Source organism: Acinetobacter sp. 1130196 (genome assembly GCF_000588095.1).
Classification (GTDB): domain Bacteria; phylum Pseudomonadota; class Gammaproteobacteria; order Pseudomonadales; family Moraxellaceae; genus Acinetobacter; species Acinetobacter nosocomialis.
The window spans coordinates 1-17,518 of sequence record NZ_JFWX01000039.1; the positions used below are offsets into that span (position 1 = coordinate 1).

A 17,518-nucleotide genomic window follows, 5' to 3' on the forward strand; every position below is an offset into this window, starting at 1 on the left:
TTCATTGTTTGATCCAAATCAGGAAATGTCTTTAAACGCTTTGCTATTTGCTGAGGAGACCATAAACAACGGATCGCTTCAACAATAAATTTCCAGAGGATTGAATCGATTTTGAGTTTTCTGTGACCACGTCTACGTCTAGCGAAGGTGTTATCAGAAGCATATCGAGCTTGATAAACGTCATTGATGCTATTTCTTTTAAGCTCACGATAGATCGTACTAGGATGTCTTTTAATGAGTTCAGCAAATTTTCTGGCTGAAAAGCCTTCTTTTCTTGACTCAAGCATTAATGCAGTACGATCTTCAAAGTTAAGATGATGGTATGACAATTTTATATACTCCATAAACCCTTTAAATTAATTAGGTGGTTTATGTCGCACTTCAAGTTTTACTCTGCCTCTGTTTATCTAGCTAATTGTACAATTTGGGTTGAAGGCGTTACTGACAGAATGTATTTATCTAAATTAATGGATAAATATTTAAAGGAAATCGAATTTTCAAAACCTGAAAAGTATAAAAAATACAAAAGCTTTATGCCTAACTTCCATTATACTTTTATTGAATATGCTGGTGGAAACATAACACATTGGAGTTTTATTGATGATTATCCATCAAAAGAAGAGGCACTAAAATTTCTTGAAAATAGCAAAGGCCTGACTGCCAAAGCTATTTCTAAAAATATATTATTATTAGCGGACGGGGATAATGAAGGAAAAGCAAAAAGATTACAAGAATGGGAATCTGAATTAAAACCAGAGAATGTTTATATTCTACCTTGTAAAGAAATAGAAAATACATTGGATTCATCGATAATTCATAAGGCATGTTTGATAAAGTTTCAAGGAATAAATAAAACAAAGGATCAAATCACATTAAACGATGAAACCATTATCAATCTAAATCATAGAGGATTTACTAAAGATACTTCTAATTTTGATATCGATCAATTGAATTCTTCTACTAATTTTATAAGTAGTGAAGGTATCGGAAAAATTATTGATGAGATTATTATCAAAGATAAGAACTTATTACTTCAATCAAATCCACCTCGCTTATTTTCAGATGCTTCTGGTACAATTGATGACAAAGTCAGTTTTTGTGAAATATGCAAAATTTTAATGACTTACGAAGATTGGGTGCTTACCGAACCTGCAAAAGAACTTTGCGAAAAGATCTTTAAACATATTGAAGCCTGCAATACTTAATTTCTTCTCAGAAAAGCACCTAAACTTACATTTTTAAAAGGGTATTATAAAATAGCTATAATAATACCCTCACCCCATCCCCCTCAAAAACACCTCCAACCCCCTTTCATCAACTTCATCTGAGCTTAAACGCTGAATGACAGCGCCTTCGATCATATATAAAAATAGTTTGGCATCGGTAAAAGAAGCATCGGGGTTAAGTGCTCTAAGCTGGCTATATATTTCGTTGGTGAGCCATGTTCTATATCTCACGGCGGTTGTATAGGCGTTTGGGTAGTTATTTTTCGTTTCAAAAATGGCTTTAAATAATAGGTAATACAGCCCGTCTATGTCTGCGTGTAAGTTATAGAGCTTTTTGAGTTTATCGGCTGCGCTTGTGTCGTGGTCGTATTCGAGCATAGTGACTACTTTTTCTTGAAGTCGTTCTTTTTGCACCATCAGGCAGATTTCAATAAAGCGTTCTTTAGATTGAAAGTAGTTATAAAACGTCATTTTTGGTATTTCTGACTCTTTCACAAGTCTGTCGACACCCACGATATGAAACCCGTTGTAATGGAACAGCTCAATTGATTTATTGACGACTTTTAATGCACGTGTTGGGAGAACTAAATTTGGCATATTTTTACCGTTATAAATTAAATTTTTTGTTGTATATAAATGAGATATAAAAGCCTTCCACTTTTCTAAAGGTGAAAAAAAGGCGTAGCAAAGCCGTAAAGACTGTGCCTAGCACATCTCAAGTTTTAGTTGTTGATGAAAGTTTTAAGTAATAACGAGTTAAAGCCTGAAAAAGCCTTACGGCGACCAAGCTGTGTTAAATGTTTTAAGCTGTGTTGTTATAGCTTTTGGCAATGGGTGCCAAGAAATGATGGATGCGCAAAGCTAACTCCTTATATATGGAGTTCTGCCAAAGCATAAGATTTATGGTGGCAGAACGAAAGAGGGTTAGCAGACTAGTCACTCAACTAGCACACCCGTAGGTGTCCCTCTCCCGTCCTACCGCTACGGGAAAGAGACGAGAGGTACACATAGAACTATCCCTCAGAAGGAATAAATTCTGATGCGGAGTGAACGGTCTGCTAAAACCGTCTGGCGATGTAGGCCAGCCCGCAAATGGTAATCTCCAATATTTGAAGTGTCAATGTGAAATTGGCTAGAAAATATTTAAATAATTATTATTTTTCATTTAATTACATAATTAAGGATATTCTTAAGTAATATTTACAATCTGCTTTTATATCATTAAGTTAAATTTTAAAGTTGAAAAAATTTATATATTAGATTGGTTCAAAAATTATCATTTTAGTGTTCACAAGCGTTCCCTTGTGAACATTTAAATAGTTTCTTACTCGTTTGGCTTTATAATTTTGCTAACAATATGTTCATGCGTAGGTACAAGCCCTGCTTTTAAACCAAGTGGTTTAAACACTTTATCTAACACAGACTGAGTGAGTTTACCTTTATCCTGCTCAATGTCCGTTAAAGTCCGACGGCTTATACCCACCAAATTAGCATATTGTTCTTGCGACAAACCCAACACATTTTTGCGTAAATACGATAGCAATTGCCCCAAAGTAATCTCACTCAACAAATATTGTTTATATAAATCTATAAGAATCTGCTGACGGTCTTTGGTTTGATTTTTTACATTCATAGCAGTTCCCATCTTTTCAATTTAGCTTCTATGTAATCAAATGACAGCGCTGGCATTTCAATAATTTGTTTTGGTACACCTTTATCAACTAATCGTTGCTTTAAGCCAAGCAGGTTATTCGCCAAAGTCCTTAATGTTGCTAGAGATAAATCGGGATCGCACCAAGGAGCAAGTTTTTGTGTAATTTGCGCCCAACGGTATTCACCACCTTCCTCGTACGGACTTCCCCAAGTCGTCGACCTGGTCACAACTTCCGGATCGGCTTTCATAGGTGCAAAGTCATAAATAGGCGAAAGATAAATTTTTCCAGATTTTTTTAGAAATGATGTATTACGCCCATGGTTATCTGAGTTACCAAAAATGATATTGAGTAAATCTCGTTGTAACCACTCACAAATAAATTGTGGTACATCAAAATCTGAATCAATACTTGTGAGTAATCTACATAGATCTTCAATCACTTCAAAATGATTAAGATGACTGCCAGAAGACTTATTTAGTACCGAATACACAGACTCTAGACCATAGCGGTGCCAATATTGATCACACCATTCTGTATCGAATCTTGGAAGCCACAATGACGGATATTTTGTACCTTCAATGAGCTGCATTTGAGTCGTCTCTATCGTATTGAAACCTAACTCATTGAGTATTTGATAGTAATAATATTCAGCTCTGAGAATATCGCAATCAATCTCGCTACGTTTATTTCGCGGAAATTTAACTAAATAATGCTGATCTGGCTGATCAAATTTTTCTTGGTAGGTGTCAATCCAGACTTTTTGTTCTGGTGAAACACGAATAAGCAACTTGGGAGCTTCACCGCCTGCACCAGTTGCACCACCACTAATTGCTCCCATTTGTTGAGCATATTCCAGAAAATCAATATTACGCTCAGCCACATCTTCCTTACTAAAATAACGTAAGTGCAAGGTTGACTCTGGGTTTAGTGGAGGCAATGCTTCTTTAATTCGTAAATTACCAACAGGTGCCATCCCACCTTTTTCTAATAGAATACTTTCTTGTTCCGCATAGGTTAAGCGTTGTAAATCTAGATAATTCACCCAATAACGGCGTGCAGCGCCAGATGGAACAATATCATCTAAAAAGCCAAACCATGTGTCCGATTCGTGTTTGATAAGAATTTGTACAGGAAGTGATAAACTACAGGCGTGCTCATCTCGTCTGTCTAAATATTGAATTGCATAATCCAATTCATATTCTAGTTCACTGGCGCTAGCCGAACCCAACTTAGGTTTCAGCAGTTTTAGTTCTGCTATATCTATCCAGTTTTTATTTAGTAAAGCCTGTATTGTTAATTTTTTCATTCGTGTAAATGAGCAATTATTTTCTCAAAAATACTATAAAAATAAGTTTTTGTGAATATATTTGCTCAATTTGATTTATTTTAGATAAAAGTGAGCAAATTTTTGCGCATCTCATATTTATAGATAGCAATAATTTATTTATCCGTTTTCATATGTTGAATATTACATTGTGGAGATTCACCAAACAAACGAGAGTATTCACAACAAAGTAGCTTATTCAGTATAAAATTATGACTTAAACTACCCATCTCGCCCATTAGGCCGTGTCATATACTTAAAGTAATAAGAGCAAAAAATGACTCAAAATAAAGTTGAATTGGCAGAGAAATTATCAAAAGAATCGCATCGAGGTCAAAAGTATGGTCCTCATGATTACTTTGATTACCATATTAAAGGTGTGGTCAATTCATTAATCGAGCATCAATTTTCAGAAGTCTATATTATTACCGCTCTTCTCCACGATAGTGTTGAAGACACGCCTCTTACCCTAGAAAAAATCGAAAGCTTATTTGGAAAAGAAGTCCGTGATGCAGTAGATGCATTAACTAAACGTGAAGATGAAACACGCGAAGAATATTTAATTCGTTGTGGTTTGAACCCGATCGCTCGAGTCGTAAAACTTCATGATGCAGCTTTTAATGCGCATAATTCACATAAAGAAAATAATCAGTCACGTGTCGATTATTACCTTCAAACCATGTTAATTGTTTCAACGGCGCAAGATAGGTTGAGATAAAAGACAACGAAATGAATCCGTTGTCTTTTTTATTTTTAAGATTGTGCAAATGCCCAAATGTCTTTTGATGCAACCGCGTCAGATACAAGTCTAAAACTCATAGGCTCTAAATCTTCATCTACCACAACATAACCTTTTGAGTTATTTTTTAGCGCATCACACTTGTTATCAGTAAGTTGATAGTTTGCCGTATTGGCTAATGCACTTTCAGTAATCACACCCATAAACACACAATTCGAATCTTTCGAGACAATTTTACCTTGTGCATTCACCTCGGCATTTACCGTCGTTCCATCTGGAAACGATAAATCGTAGGTGCCGACCAATTGATTAAGCAAAAGTTTTTGATCAGCAATTTTTTCATAATGTGCTAATTCGACTGTAATCGCCTGATTAGACTGGTTGCTTCGCCAAGCTTTGGTTTTTGCATCATAGCTCATCACAATCTTGGCACGGTTTTCGTCATCATCTAAAACCAATAATTTAGTCCCATCTGCACCAGAATAGTATTTCCCTGCCATAGGTAATTCTTGATCAGTTTCGGTACTAATAATATAAGTTCCGACGTCTAAGCTCGGCACTAGTGCAGGTTTTTCAGTCGAGACTTGGTCATCATGATCATTGTCATTACAAGCCGCCAATCCAAGCCCAAGGAGTAAAACCAACAAACAACGTTTCATGGTCTTTCTCCTTACTTGTTAAATAAGCTTTTTAAACGGATTTTAAGCCATTCTTGACCTGCTGGTCGTTGGTCATAAGCAACTTGCATTGCAGTCACAGCAATTTTGCTTTGCATTACAGCACTTTCATCCGACATTTGAGCGGCAGTTGGCGCCGATGGTGTCGCGTCTATTCCAAGGCCAAATTGATTGTTGCCTTTACTATCTTTGGTCACTTGGAACTTCAATTTATATAAGTCATAAGTCCCAATTTTTGAAAAAGCAAACGGCGTGCTGGTTGTTAAATTTTTAGGGAAATTCACATTTAGCGTAATGCCTTTTGGCAACAACTGGCCCTTACCTGCCTTAGCTTGTAATTCTTTTAATAACACTACGGTTTGTTTTGCCACAATCGCAGAGTTAGGGTTGTTTAAAGTTTTGTCATCTACCGTGTTTGTATCGGCGCTTAATGCAATAGACGGAATGCCACGTCCTGCCGAAAACTGTACATTGCCAATGGTGCCAGAGTGTACAACGACTTTTCCGACATTTTGGCCTTCATTCGGGCCAGATAAAACCAAATCTGGTGCTTTACCCCAACGCTTTGGCGCAACCACATCTAGTCCATAAACTGTTGCCATGACTGGTGTACCATGCGTGTAGCTCCAGTCACCATTGGTATAACCCGCTTTGGTAAAAGTTCCAGCGGCAGGGGCGCCAATTGGTGCTGCGCCATTGTGACAACCATTTTCAGCCGCAATTTGCTTATCATTATCCGCAGTAATCGTTGTTGAGCTGTACATCACAATTGCGCCACCGCGACCACTTTGTGGTGAACACGGTACAGACACAAGCACGTTATGACCATTTGCTTTTAATTCGTCATAAAGTGCTTTGATATTGCTTGTTAGACCGTCATCATTAACCAATAAAATATTTAATGCAAAAGCTTGAGTCGTACACAAAGACAGAATAAGGCCGCCCAATAAACTTTTTTTCATCACTTAACTACCATGTTCTTAAATTTTGATTTGTATAGTAGTTGCCCTATATGTAGGTTTAGTGACTAAGCACTCGTAAAAATCCAAATATTTTTCCATTAAAAATTAAATAATTATATTATAAGTTATTCCTATATTTCTTTTTATCAACTAATTATCAGCCTCATTGTTCATGTTAAAAATGACAAAACCCACTTTCGTGGGCTTCATTAAAAGTATCACCTTAGGCTTTAAATTAAATACGCCCAACCTCTAAATATGGAATCAGGTTTTTATCAAAATTTGGTCGTGGGTCACCTTCAAAACTAATAAAGCCATGCATACCCGTTAAACGCTCACCTTTATAAAACTGGTTTAACTGATAACGCGGGTCTTTATGGGAAAGCGTAAAACTCACCACGCCAACACCCTGCTGTTTTGACTTGTTATAGGCATCTTCGAGCATTTTATGATGCAAAGCCAAATCTTCGGGATGGCACATAAGCGTATGCAGTACATGGTACTGAATAGAGTCGCCAAGTTTAGGCAAACGCATGCCCTTAGTTATTGGCGTCAAAAAGTTATAAACGGGTCTAAGCACAGCTATGGCCGAACTGTAATTTAGAATTTTGGTTTGCTTAATACTATGCTGATCCCACAAGCCAAACATACCCACTAGTTTTTCACCCTTAAAGTAAAGTGAAAAGTCCGAAAGTTTCATCCCTGAAAAATACTGATGACCTTGGGCAAGTTCTTCAAAGTTATAGGCGGGGATAAAGTTGTAAAACTCTGCCATGTCGCGAATAAACTGGTTCATGGCTGGTACATGCTGAGCTTCGGCAACACAGCTACGGATCTCTTGAATATTACTTTGCTGAGAAGTCTGCTTTAAAAAAGCCGTGACTTTTCTTTTTGCGCCAGTGCTCGTTAGGCTGAGTGTCTCTATAAGCCCTTCATCATAATAATAGGGCATTCCCGTTTTGCCCGTTTGTATAGCGGCGCGTGCAGCATGGTTATCATCAAAAATAATCATTTGGCTAAAGTTAGGTGCGTGCATGGTATCTTTTACATGCTTGCCTAATACCTTCACCAGTGATTTACCCCGATAGCTATGGTCTACCCGTAAGTCGCCCGCGTAGCGTAAGTTCTGTATGTTTCGGTCGACATAACAAGGACGATAGCCATTGCTATAACAAGCCACTTTCTTTTGGCTTTCGGTATCTTCAATTACAACATGCAGTTTATGCCGATAGACAATGTCGGACGCCTTAAAATAACTCGGTTCACGCTGAAAGCTAATTTGTATACCTTTGGTGGTCATGGGCACCGCAATTAACTCTCGTAAATCTTCGTCATCTGCCAAAGTCGCTTCACGGGTAATGAGAGTGTTATTCGCAAGGGGTGTATTTGTTTTATTCATTATTCACCTGTTGTGCGGTCTGCATAGGAACCAAACTGTTTAAACGTCCCATTTGGTCGAGTAGCTGATAGACAAATACTACTTCGTCTTGGTCATTTACGGTTTTTTGGGTTTGGGCATCGAGTAGTTTCTGCTCGGTATTGAGCAAATCAAAGGTAGTTTTGGTGCCCACATCAAACTCTTTACGTGTATAGACAAAAGCAATAGACGCTGCCTCTATGGCATTTGCCAATGCGTCTTTATTTTGTCGGATGGTTTGAAGCTGTGCATAGGTGGTACGGGTACGCTTATTTAAGTCCAGTTCAAGACTTCGTATTTTCTGGTGAGCCAAATCAATATCGGCCTGCGCTTTTTTAACATTGGCGCGATTTAAACCATCGTCATAGAGCGGTACATTGAGCTGTAACCCGACCATATAGTTATTACTTTCAGAACCAATATAACTCGCTTCATCTTGCTTTCCGGCACGACTGGTCAGCATAACCGTTGGCCAGAGTTCCCGTTTAGTTAAAGCGTATTGTTTCTCTGCAGCTTGCATTTCATATTTAGCGCGCATTAAAGCCGGATGATTCTTGGTTTGCGCCAAAATTTCATCTAGCCCATTTGGTATAGCAGGCAATTGTTTAATCGCAACAAGGTTGTCAGGTGTTGTACCAGTTACTTGATAAAACTGTGCTTCACTTACAGTCAAGTTAGACTGCGCCTGTGTAATATCGGCTTGGCCTTGGGCGACTTGCGCTAAAACCTGAGCCAAATCTGCACGGGGAATCATACCGACATCAAAACGGCGCTTTGACTCATATAAAGACCGTTGCAGGTTCGCCATGGTCTTTTGTCTAAGTTCTAAAATGGCTTTTTTCTTTAATACGTCGGTATAGACCATGACTGTATTTAAAATGGTTTCCGATCGTTGATCTGACAAGCCTTGGTGTTGAGCAGAAAGCTGACTCTCGGCAATATCTACACCCAAACGATGCCGCCCAGAGGTATAAATCGGATAATCTGCCTGTAACTGCAAACTTCGTCCTTTACGGTTTCCTTCGGTTGGAAACATAACTTTTGGCGGCGTATCTATTCGTTCATAGTCTAGTTGCCCGACTAAATTGACTTTAAGTCCATCACGCTGTTTAGCCTGTTCAAGCATAGCGGTAGACTGGTTTACACTTAAACGGCTGACTTCAAGCTGACTTTCATGTCTTAAACTGGCAGACAACGCCTCGTCTAAAGTCATGGCCTGTGTATTCGACACAATCAACACGCCTAAATATAAGGCGTGTCGAAGTGTTAAAAAACGAGTATTAAATGACTTCATCCCTTTCATAGTTGTTCCAAACTATTAAGGGTGACTTTCTTAAGTGGCTCAGGCTTGATATTGCCTTCGATAATGCCATCAAACATGACCAGTTGCTTATACGCATTCCAACCATTATTGGCTTGACGAATTTGAGGCTGGTCGAGCTGCCCCAAGTTTCGTGCAAGTTCATAATGGAAGTTTTGACGTAAAATACTGTCAATATATTCATTGCTAATGCTGTGGTGAATTTCACCTTCAAAAAGCACGCAATAAAATGGTTTAACCTGTTGCTCCGTATCAATAGCAAGTAAGGAAATCGCTTTAGATTCCGTTTCATTTAACTGAGACAACAACTGTTGAGCAGTTTCAGGTGCAAGTTTCTCACCAACCAGATCTACACCAAAACGGCGGCCTTGGAACTCAAAACACGGAATTTGCTCTAAAAAGCCAGTCACTTTTAAGCAGTCATCTAGACAGTAACGCAGTAAGCCATTACCCGAAGTAATGAGTGGACTCACCACATCACCTTGTTTAAGCTGCCATGAAGGAACGATTTGACCTTGTTTCTCACCCTCTAAATATTCAAATTCATAGAAATGACTTTGGTAAGCCAATGGGTATTGGTTGTTATAGGGAATAGTCACTACACCTTCGGTCGCCCATAGCCCTTTGCCTTCAAACTGAACACTGGGCAATTTCTCTTTTAATTTCTCGGCCCAAGCTTTTGAACCTGCAGTATCCCAACTCGACACTAAACTTAACTTTGGCCAGAGCTTTTTAAAGTCAATCTGTGCTCCGTTTGAAGCATTACTTAAGGCTTGAGCACTTTCAGGGCTACGCGGTGCAGTGACTTCTTTTAGTGAAGCCTGACGGTTACCCCATGAACCACTTTGTAAAACCTCAATCACGTCTTGTTGTAGTGACTCCAAACGTTCAAGCAATTGCAAAGCAAACGTTGGGCTCCACACCGAAATCATGGCTAAGTTACGGTTCGCCACCAAGTAGCAAATTGTGGCAAAAAGTGCATCGTCAGCATTGGCTGCAAAGGCAACGTTACTTGGAACGGCTTGGGTAAACTTAGACAATATACGTTTACCTACGCCAAGTAGCGCACTGTCATCATTTAGATTTTTATCTTTTAAAACTTCACGCTGACTTTCAGGCAACCATGACACCGACCAGTAATGTGTACCCGAACTCAGCTGTGGACATTTACGGTATAAACTTGCCATCCACGGCGCAATCGCATGGTCAAGTTCATCTAAAAACAGCTTGGTGTATGGAATAAACTTGATTTGTTCGCTCGAACCACTGGTCGGCTGAAAACGAACCAATTTACTGCTCGAGAGTGAAAGCTTTTGTTCACGGTAATGCTGAATATCTTCTCGCCATGCACTATAGCGAGTGGCAGGAAAGGCTTTTACAAACTGCTCATAGTTTTGAACTTTCTTATCTTTAGCAAAGGTAGAAGTCTGTAATATCGAATGCAAAATTTGACGTTGCGTGGTCTCTAGAGCATTAAACTGCTTTTGAAAATTACGGTCAGATGCATCACACCATTTTTTTAAAATAAGATGCGAACCGAGAGTCAGCCATTCATTAGATTTCATTGGATAGCCTCTCTACGTTTTGTTTTATGAGTTACACGGGCTTCAAACTTTCCTTTACTGGTCGGCTTAGTCATCAGCTTTACTGGGAAACGGGCAATATCTTTCCAGCCAAGACGGCCAATACACGGCAATTCTGTACCGGCTTTCCAAGTTGGGTTTTTCTGTTCAAAGAAATGAATATTTGGGTTCTTTTCTCTCATTTCGGCAGTAATGGGTGCAACTTCGCCTTTTAGTGGCTGATAGTCATCACCAAAGTTGAGTAAGCCTGCTTCACGGTCATAGTATTCACCAAAGAATTTTTCACAGTAGTGCTCAACCACTTCCGAAAGGTGTTGGTTTTCATCTTTAATGTTTGGGTAATACACATAATAGTTATTGGCTAGTAAGAGATAGGTCTTATAGCCCTTAGAAATAAGGAGCCAATAAAGTTCGTTAAAAGGATATTTGATTCGGAGCTTAATCATGAGTTTAAGCATAGTGCTTTGTAAACTACGCGTGCCCCAGAACTTCTTCAAAATAACCGTATCACCGCTAAAGAGTACGGTGTAGTCTTTACCGTTTAAATAAAAGTGCTGCACAACAACCGTCGAGAAACCGACTATTTCGTCTGTTTCAGAGTCAAAAATTAAAATCGCACCGCTTTTATTTTCAAAATCATCTACAAAAATAGAAAATCTGGTATTTTCATAATACTGTTCGTAAATGGAATACATCACTTTTAGTCGATCAGTATCAATTTGCTCTTTTTCAAAATATTGCCCATAAGTTGCATTTTTCAGGTTCAATTTTGAAATCAGTTTATATGTTGTATTAATCATAATACTTTAATCTCCCACATTCAGATCTGTGAGTTCCAATCGCTTATACGGCGATATTAGAAACTCGTATAAATGTTCTTTTTCTATGAAGGGATACGTTTTGATATGCCCTATTGTTTTTCATTCTTTAAAAGCTGCCCTCTACTGCTAAAACCTTACATATTCATTTTCTTCCCCCTATCCATAAAGATGGTTAAAAAAGCGGTCACAAACATGATGATTGCGAGCATGCGTAATAAATCGTTGAAACTCGATGTTAATGCTTGAAAGTGAATGTCACGGTAAATCACACTGAGCGCGATTTGCTGAGCATTTGCGCCGACTTCCTGATATTGCGCCGTGAGTTGGTCGAGTCGTTCTGTAAATATCCAGTTTTGCGGTGTCATTGACTGATTAATCTGAGTGACGTGCATGGCTGTTAGCCAGTCTAAGGATGAGTTAATGAGCGCCAGTCCAACCGCACCACCGATATTCCGCATGAGGTTATAAATACCACTCGCATCGGCTACTTTACTGAGTGGCAAAGTGCTCATCGCCAAATGCGAAACCACAATCAGGCAAATCATAAGACCAATACCACGGTATATTTGCGGCCAAAACATAAAGTCATAATCGCTATGAATGCTGAGATGCGAATTGAGCCATACACCAAAACCAGCCAGAACCATTCCAACAAATACGGTTTTGCGGGTATCGAAGTTAGGAATAAGCCACGCAAGGAAAGGCGCAAAACAGAACATGACAATGCCTGTCACCATCATGACGTGACCAATCTGGCTACTATTCATTTCACGGACTTGCCCAAGAAACACAGGAATCATGTAACCCAAGCCATACAGCGCCATGCCAATCACAAACGTTGTAATAGCACTCAAAGTAAAGTTTTTGTTTTTAAATACCGATAAATCGAGCAAAGGCTTAGGCTGGGTAAAACTTCTAGAGAAGAAAATCATGCCGCCTAGAACACAGACCATAAAAGCAATACGAACGCCTGTGTCGGCAAGCCAGTCATGTCGTGCGCCTTCATCGAGGAAATATTCAAGCCCACCCAAAAACATCGCCATACCGACCAGACTAAACCAGTCCATGCTTTTGATGAGTGAATAGTTTGCACGGTCGATATTTGGACCTGAGTAAATGACCGTAGCAATGATAATGCCTGGAATAATATTGATCAGGAACATCCAGTGCCATGAGAAATTATTGGTAAGCCAACCGCCAATGGTTGGACCAATCGCTGGACCTAAAGTACTGATCATGCCAAACATAACCAAAGGCAATGAACGTTTTGGTTCTGGAAACAGTAAATACAACGCCGTCATGGAAGTCGGAATCATGCCACCGCCCATAAAGCCTTGAATACCACGGAACACCAGTAAACTTTCCAAGTTCCATGACAAAGCACAAAGTAAAGAACTCACCGTAAAGCCGATTGCACACATGGTGTAATACACCCGTGTTGAAAGCACTCGCGAGACAATACTCGACATTGGAATTGCAATAATTTCGGCAATTAAATAAACCGTTTGTACCCAAGTGACTTCATAACGACTTGCACTCCTACCAGCTTGAACTTCGTTTAGAGAACTCGCCACAATCTGAATATCAAGAATCGCCATGAAGTTGCCAAAAATCATGGCAGCAAAAATTGCCCATGCAGTTTTTGCAGGAAACCTCCACTCGGCTTCAACATGCTTATTCATTTTCTTATTACCTAAAATTTTTTTATTAAGTTCTTAGGTCAACGGTGGCACTCACCGACATTCCAGGTTTTATCAAATCAATATGTGGGCTTGAATCTATGGCAATACGTACAGGAATACGCTGTACAACCTTGTTAAAGTTACCCGTTGCATTGTCTGGTGGCATGAGTGAAAAAGTTGCGCCTGAAGCTGGTGAAAAACTCTCAATTTTTCCGGTATAGGTGAGGCTCGGATAGGCATCAAGTTTTAACTTCACTTTTTGACCGATATGCATTTTTTCAATTTGGGTTTCTTTGAAGTTTGCTTGTACATACAAACTATTTTCAGGAATGATTGCCATTAAGCGAGTTTGTGGAGAAACGCGTGAACCTTTTTGAATTGCAAGGCTACCGATCTTACCCGAAACAGGACTGACCACTTTTGATGAAGCTAAATCAACCTGATACAGGTTTAAATTTGCATTGGCACTTTGAATATCTGCTAAAAGCTGCGCCCGACTCGCTTGTAAGCTCCCCAACTGAGCTTCTGCTGCATTTACGGCGGCTTGCGCTTTGCTGAGCTGTGCTTGAGCTGTTAAATATTGAGACTGGATCCCTTCAAAATTTTGTCGGGTAATCACGCCATCTTTTAATAAATCTTGATAGCGCTCATATTCTTTTTTCAAACGAGATAGGTCGGCTTGTGCTGCCACTACACCACTATTTGCTTCAGTAATTGACGACTTGGCAGACTTTTCATTTTGTTGTTGTACGCCCAGTGCGGCTTCTTTTAAGCTGACCACAGAACGGGCTTGGTCATAACGAGCTTGATAGTCACGATGGTCTAATACAGCTAAAGTTTCCCCTTTTTTTACCACCTGATTATCGTTAATTAATAACTCCATCACTTCGCCTGAAATTTTTGGCATAACCCAAGTCACATCCGCTTGCACATAAGCATTATCTGTAGATTGATAGAATCGGTATACCAAAAAATAATATACGATACCAGCAACTAAAAATAACAGCAGGACACTAAAAACACCCCAAGTTATTTTCTTTCGACTTTGGAAATTAGTATCAGTTTCTAGCTGAGCTACGTTATCCATATTCATTCCGCTTATTTGTAATATTCGATTTTTTATTTAAGCCAATAAAATTATTGGTTTCTTTTTTACGTAACTTTTCACTTGGTTTTATTCAATGAATCGTGACAGCGTAAAATTTGGTGCAAATTATGGTTCTGAAGTTAATTAAATATCATTGACTTCTTTGCCATATATTTTTTCTATTTATGTCAATAAAGCATATTATATAAACTATGTTTAAAAATTATGTAATTCGAACTAGTGTAGATTTCTCGTAATAAATCCATCTAAAAATTCAATACAAGCTATTGTTAATAAAGATTTTAATTTTTATTTAAGCTTCAATAAAACTCCTTTAATAAAAGCAATATATTGCAGAAATATTAAGAATAAATTTTATTATGTAATATTTAAGTATTATTAATTAAAATAATATGTAATTTAAAAATGAGTTAACAATAAAAATTGTTATACTTATAAAAATAGAATATATATGAGTTATAAATATTATATTTTCTAAAATTAACAACAACAAACTGACAAAATATTAAATCTAACAAGCAATGATTGCTTAATAAATAAGCCATTATAACAAGTAAAATGGCTTATAATTTTTTGGATAAAAAACAGTCTTAAAATAAATTTAGACCTATTATTAAAAGACAAACAAAGCTTTAAAAATAGTGATTTAAGAGGTTTTGTCTATTGATTTAAAATCTTAAAAATTTCTTCTAAAGTTATTCCAATCGCAAGCAATTCACTATCTTGATGAGCTAAGCCATCTATTTCAAATCCGATTGGCAGTTTTGATTTCGCGCCCTTTCCAATAGGTAAACTCAGGCCCGGTATTCCAATATTACTTCCGGGGTCTGTATTTCGCATGAGTGTCTGGAAAGTTTCAATTGAATAGACGTCTTCGTTTGCTAGTGGTGCAACAATCGGTGATGTCGGAAATAATAAAGCATGTAAGTTATGCGCTTTAAATATGTTTTGGTAGAGTTCAAGCAATTGTGGACGAGCTTCACTAATCGCTTTTTCATATAAAGGTAAAACAGGAACAAATTGACCCGTCTGATCTAGAGTTAGCTCTGGAAGAATATTCAGTTTAAAAATTGCCTGTACATCTGGGCTTGAGATCTGATCGACTACAGCCTCTATGGTCAAATTTACATGATGATCTTTCAAATATTGAATCAGGTCATATTTGCCTTCATAGATGGCCACAGGAAATGAAATAGCTTGATTGAGTTGTTCTAAATTTGGCATATCAACGGAAATAATTTCGACTCCTGCACTTTTTAAAAGCTCAAGCGCAATATGAGCCTGTTCATAAACGTCTTCATCTAAATGATTCCAAAAATATGAATTGATACCGAGTCGAATTTGATGAGGCTCTAATGGTTCTTTCTTTGGCTCTTGAGTGATGAGTTCATCAACTAAGATAATGTCAGATACGGTATGTGCAATAGGTCCAGCAGTATCTCGAGTATGTGAAATCGGGGTAATACCTTCTTGTGAATATCGCCCTACCGTAGGACGAAAGCCGACACAGCCATTTAAGGCACTTGGCAGACGAATAGAAGCGCCTGTGTCTGTACCCATAGCAATCGGAACCATACCCGCCGCAACAGCTACCGCACTACCCGAAGAAGACCCACCAGCAATGTGTAACGGGTTTACTGCATTTCGTGTACCCACAACGCCCTCTATATGCATGGCAGTATTATAACCTGTTACCCCAAAGGCTAATTCGTGCATATTGGCTTTACCAACAATGATTGCACCTTGATCAATGAGTTTTTGAATAACGGGTGCAGAAGTTTGAGGTCTAAATTGAGCTAAAGCTGGCGTACCTGCACTATTTGGAAAACCTGCAACATGAATATTATCTTTAACCGCAATTAAAATACCCATCAAAGCTGGACATGGTTTTCCACTCAGTAGGTATTCATCCCAATATTGAGCTTGCTGAATTGCTGAAGCTTTATCTGTGCTAATAAAAGCATTTAAGGATTGCTGTTTTTCAATCGTATCGAAGTAATGATGCACAAGCTCTTCACAAGATACTTTTCTTTCATGAATCAGTTTAGTAATGATATCTACTGAAGCGTTTGATAAACCCTGTGATTCGATCCAATTATTTTTTTCATTTGTATTTAACATAGTAACTTAGAATCCATTTAAGTTGTAATTTTAGGAACTTAGTATAAATTGCTCATTCATTCGCATCCTCAAAATTGAGGATTGCTTAAACTTTAATGCCGAATGAGCAAGGCCATTTCAGTGCGATTATTGCAGCCGATTTTTCTCATAGAATTGTTCAAATGAGTTCTTAATGTAGTAAAGCTAATACCAAGTAAATTGGCCACATCTTTATCACTTAAACCTTTAGAGACTAAATGAACCACTTCTTGCTCACGCGAAGTTAAACTGTATTGGCTTGATAAATCAGTGGGTAAGGCTTGAGTAAAATAAGGCTCAAGTAGGCTTAATATTCTTTTTTCACGTTCACCAAACATGTCGGTGTCTTTCGCACGCCAAATGCGTAAATCACCAATATCCATACCATTTCGGACAAAATAAATATTTATGCCATGATACAAACCATAGGCTCTCAAAAACTCATTGTAATAGCTGGTTTTTTTAAGGTCAGCAAGAGGCATAACTTCATTTACAAATGTTGGTTTTTGACGTTTGCGAAGCTGTGCCGTAATCGGATCATTAAATTGCCAAACACACTCATAGTCCTTCATGGCTTTTGGGTCGATTTTCCATATCACACCTTCTTTCGATAAGTTATGGGTTGAATCCCAAATGTAAGATGCAGCGAAATCAGCCCGTAATAAAATGGCAATATCTGCAAGGATATTTTCACGTAAATTGTATTGCCCTTTCCCTGAGCCAAGTTTCCATAATATTTCAGAAAACAATGCAAACTCAGATGGACTGAAATCCTTTTCTAAAAGTGCGGTCATCATCTACCTATTTAATGAAATCCATCAATTTTTAAGAAGATCGGTTAAGTGCTTCCTTTGAGCTTAATAC

General features: G+C 38.3%; 16 protein-coding genes. 2 read left to right on the forward strand and 14 right to left on the reverse strand.

Annotated features, from left to right (window positions below; translation table 11 throughout):
- Positions 1 to 344: helix-turn-helix domain-containing protein (locus J671_RS20070; protein ID WP_068938174.1), on the reverse strand; the 344-nt coding region annotated here is incomplete at its 3' end.
- Between the two features lie 27 nt (positions 345 to 371).
- Here J671_RS20070 and J671_RS20075 point away from each other — a divergent pair.
- A complete protein-coding gene (locus J671_RS20075; RefSeq protein WP_228132361.1) occupies positions 372 to 1,205 on the forward strand; it encodes a hypothetical protein in 834 nt (277 codons plus the stop codon).
- Positions 1,206 to 1,274: 69 nt separating this feature from the next.
- Here J671_RS20075 and J671_RS20080 read toward each other — a convergent pair whose 3' ends face one another.
- The 3 genes from J671_RS20080 to J671_RS20090 all read right to left on the reverse strand — a co-directional run bounded on the left by J671_RS20080 (position 1,275) and on the right by J671_RS20090 (position 4,187).
- On the reverse strand, positions 1,275 to 1,823 hold the full coding sequence (locus tag J671_RS20080) for a TetR/AcrR family transcriptional regulator (RefSeq protein ID WP_004887179.1): 549 nt from the start codon (positions 1,821 to 1,823) through the stop codon (positions 1,275 to 1,277).
- A gap of 727 nt (positions 1,824 to 2,550) precedes the next feature.
- Positions 2,551 to 2,859 (reverse strand): helix-turn-helix domain-containing protein, encoded by a 309-nt coding sequence (locus J671_RS20085; protein WP_004887177.1) that lies wholly within the window; start codon positions 2,857 to 2,859, stop codon positions 2,551 to 2,553.
- Positions 2,856 to 4,187 (reverse strand): type II toxin-antitoxin system HipA family toxin, encoded by a 1,332-nt coding sequence (locus J671_RS20090; RefSeq protein WP_004887176.1) that lies wholly within the window; start codon positions 4,185 to 4,187, stop codon positions 2,856 to 2,858. Before J671_RS20090 ends, J671_RS20085 begins: the two co-directional genes overlap by 4 nt.
- 295 nt (positions 4,188 to 4,482) lie before the next feature.
- Here J671_RS20090 and J671_RS20095 point away from each other — a divergent pair, with 295 nt between their 5' ends.
- Complete coding sequence (locus J671_RS20095; RefSeq protein ID WP_031983198.1) at positions 4,483 to 4,923, forward strand: HD domain-containing protein; 441 nt, start codon at positions 4,483 to 4,485, stop codon at positions 4,921 to 4,923.
- A 35-nt stretch (positions 4,924 to 4,958) separates the two neighbouring features.
- On the opposite strand, the gene J671_RS20100 is transcribed toward J671_RS20095, so the two are convergent.
- The 10 genes from J671_RS20100 to J671_RS20145 form a co-directional block, all read right to left on the reverse strand.
- A complete protein-coding gene (locus J671_RS20100) occupies positions 4,959 to 5,603 on the reverse strand; it encodes a hypothetical protein (RefSeq protein ID WP_031983199.1) in 645 nt (214 codons plus the stop codon).
- A gap of 11 nt (positions 5,604 to 5,614) precedes the next feature.
- Entirely contained in the window at positions 5,615 to 6,586 is a 972-nt protein-coding gene (gene surE, locus J671_RS20105) for a 5'/3'-nucleotidase SurE (RefSeq protein ID WP_081404939.1), read from the reverse strand.
- A gap of 232 nt (positions 6,587 to 6,818) precedes the next feature.
- Positions 6,819 to 7,982, reverse strand: coding sequence for a hypothetical protein (locus J671_RS20110; RefSeq protein WP_031983201.1), 1,164 nt, complete (start codon positions 7,980 to 7,982; stop codon positions 6,819 to 6,821).
- Positions 7,975 to 9,303, reverse strand: coding sequence for a TolC family protein (locus tag J671_RS20115; RefSeq protein ID WP_031983203.1), 1,329 nt, complete (start codon positions 9,301 to 9,303; stop codon positions 7,975 to 7,977). The genes J671_RS20110 and J671_RS20115 overlap by 8 nt, the downstream gene beginning before the upstream one ends.
- Complete coding sequence (locus tag J671_RS20120) at positions 9,300 to 10,886, reverse strand: GH3 family domain-containing protein (RefSeq protein WP_031983205.1); 1,587 nt, start codon at positions 10,884 to 10,886, stop codon at positions 9,300 to 9,302. Before J671_RS20120 ends, J671_RS20115 begins: the two co-directional genes overlap by 4 nt.
- A complete protein-coding gene (locus tag J671_RS20125; protein ID WP_170318192.1) occupies positions 10,883 to 11,671 on the reverse strand; it encodes a hypothetical protein in 789 nt (262 codons plus the stop codon). Before J671_RS20125 ends, J671_RS20120 begins: the two co-directional genes overlap by 4 nt.
- Positions 11,672 to 11,859: 188 nt before the next feature.
- A complete protein-coding gene (locus J671_RS20130; RefSeq protein WP_031983207.1) occupies positions 11,860 to 13,407 on the reverse strand; it encodes a DHA2 family efflux MFS transporter permease subunit in 1,548 nt (515 codons plus the stop codon).
- Between the two features lie 25 nt (positions 13,408 to 13,432).
- Positions 13,433 to 14,494, reverse strand: a complete 1,062-nt coding sequence (locus tag J671_RS20135) for an HlyD family secretion protein (RefSeq protein ID WP_031983209.1) — start codon at positions 14,492 to 14,494, stop codon at positions 13,433 to 13,435.
- A gap of 681 nt (positions 14,495 to 15,175) precedes the next feature.
- Entirely contained in the window at positions 15,176 to 16,636 is a 1,461-nt protein-coding gene (iaaH, locus tag J671_RS20140; protein ID WP_031983211.1) for an indoleacetamide hydrolase, read from the reverse strand.
- A 92-nt stretch (positions 16,637 to 16,728) separates the two neighbouring features.
- Positions 16,729 to 17,448, reverse strand: a complete 720-nt coding sequence (locus J671_RS20145) for a response regulator transcription factor (RefSeq protein WP_031983212.1) — start codon at positions 17,446 to 17,448, stop codon at positions 16,729 to 16,731.
- Positions 17,449 to 17,518 lie beyond the last annotated feature (70 nt).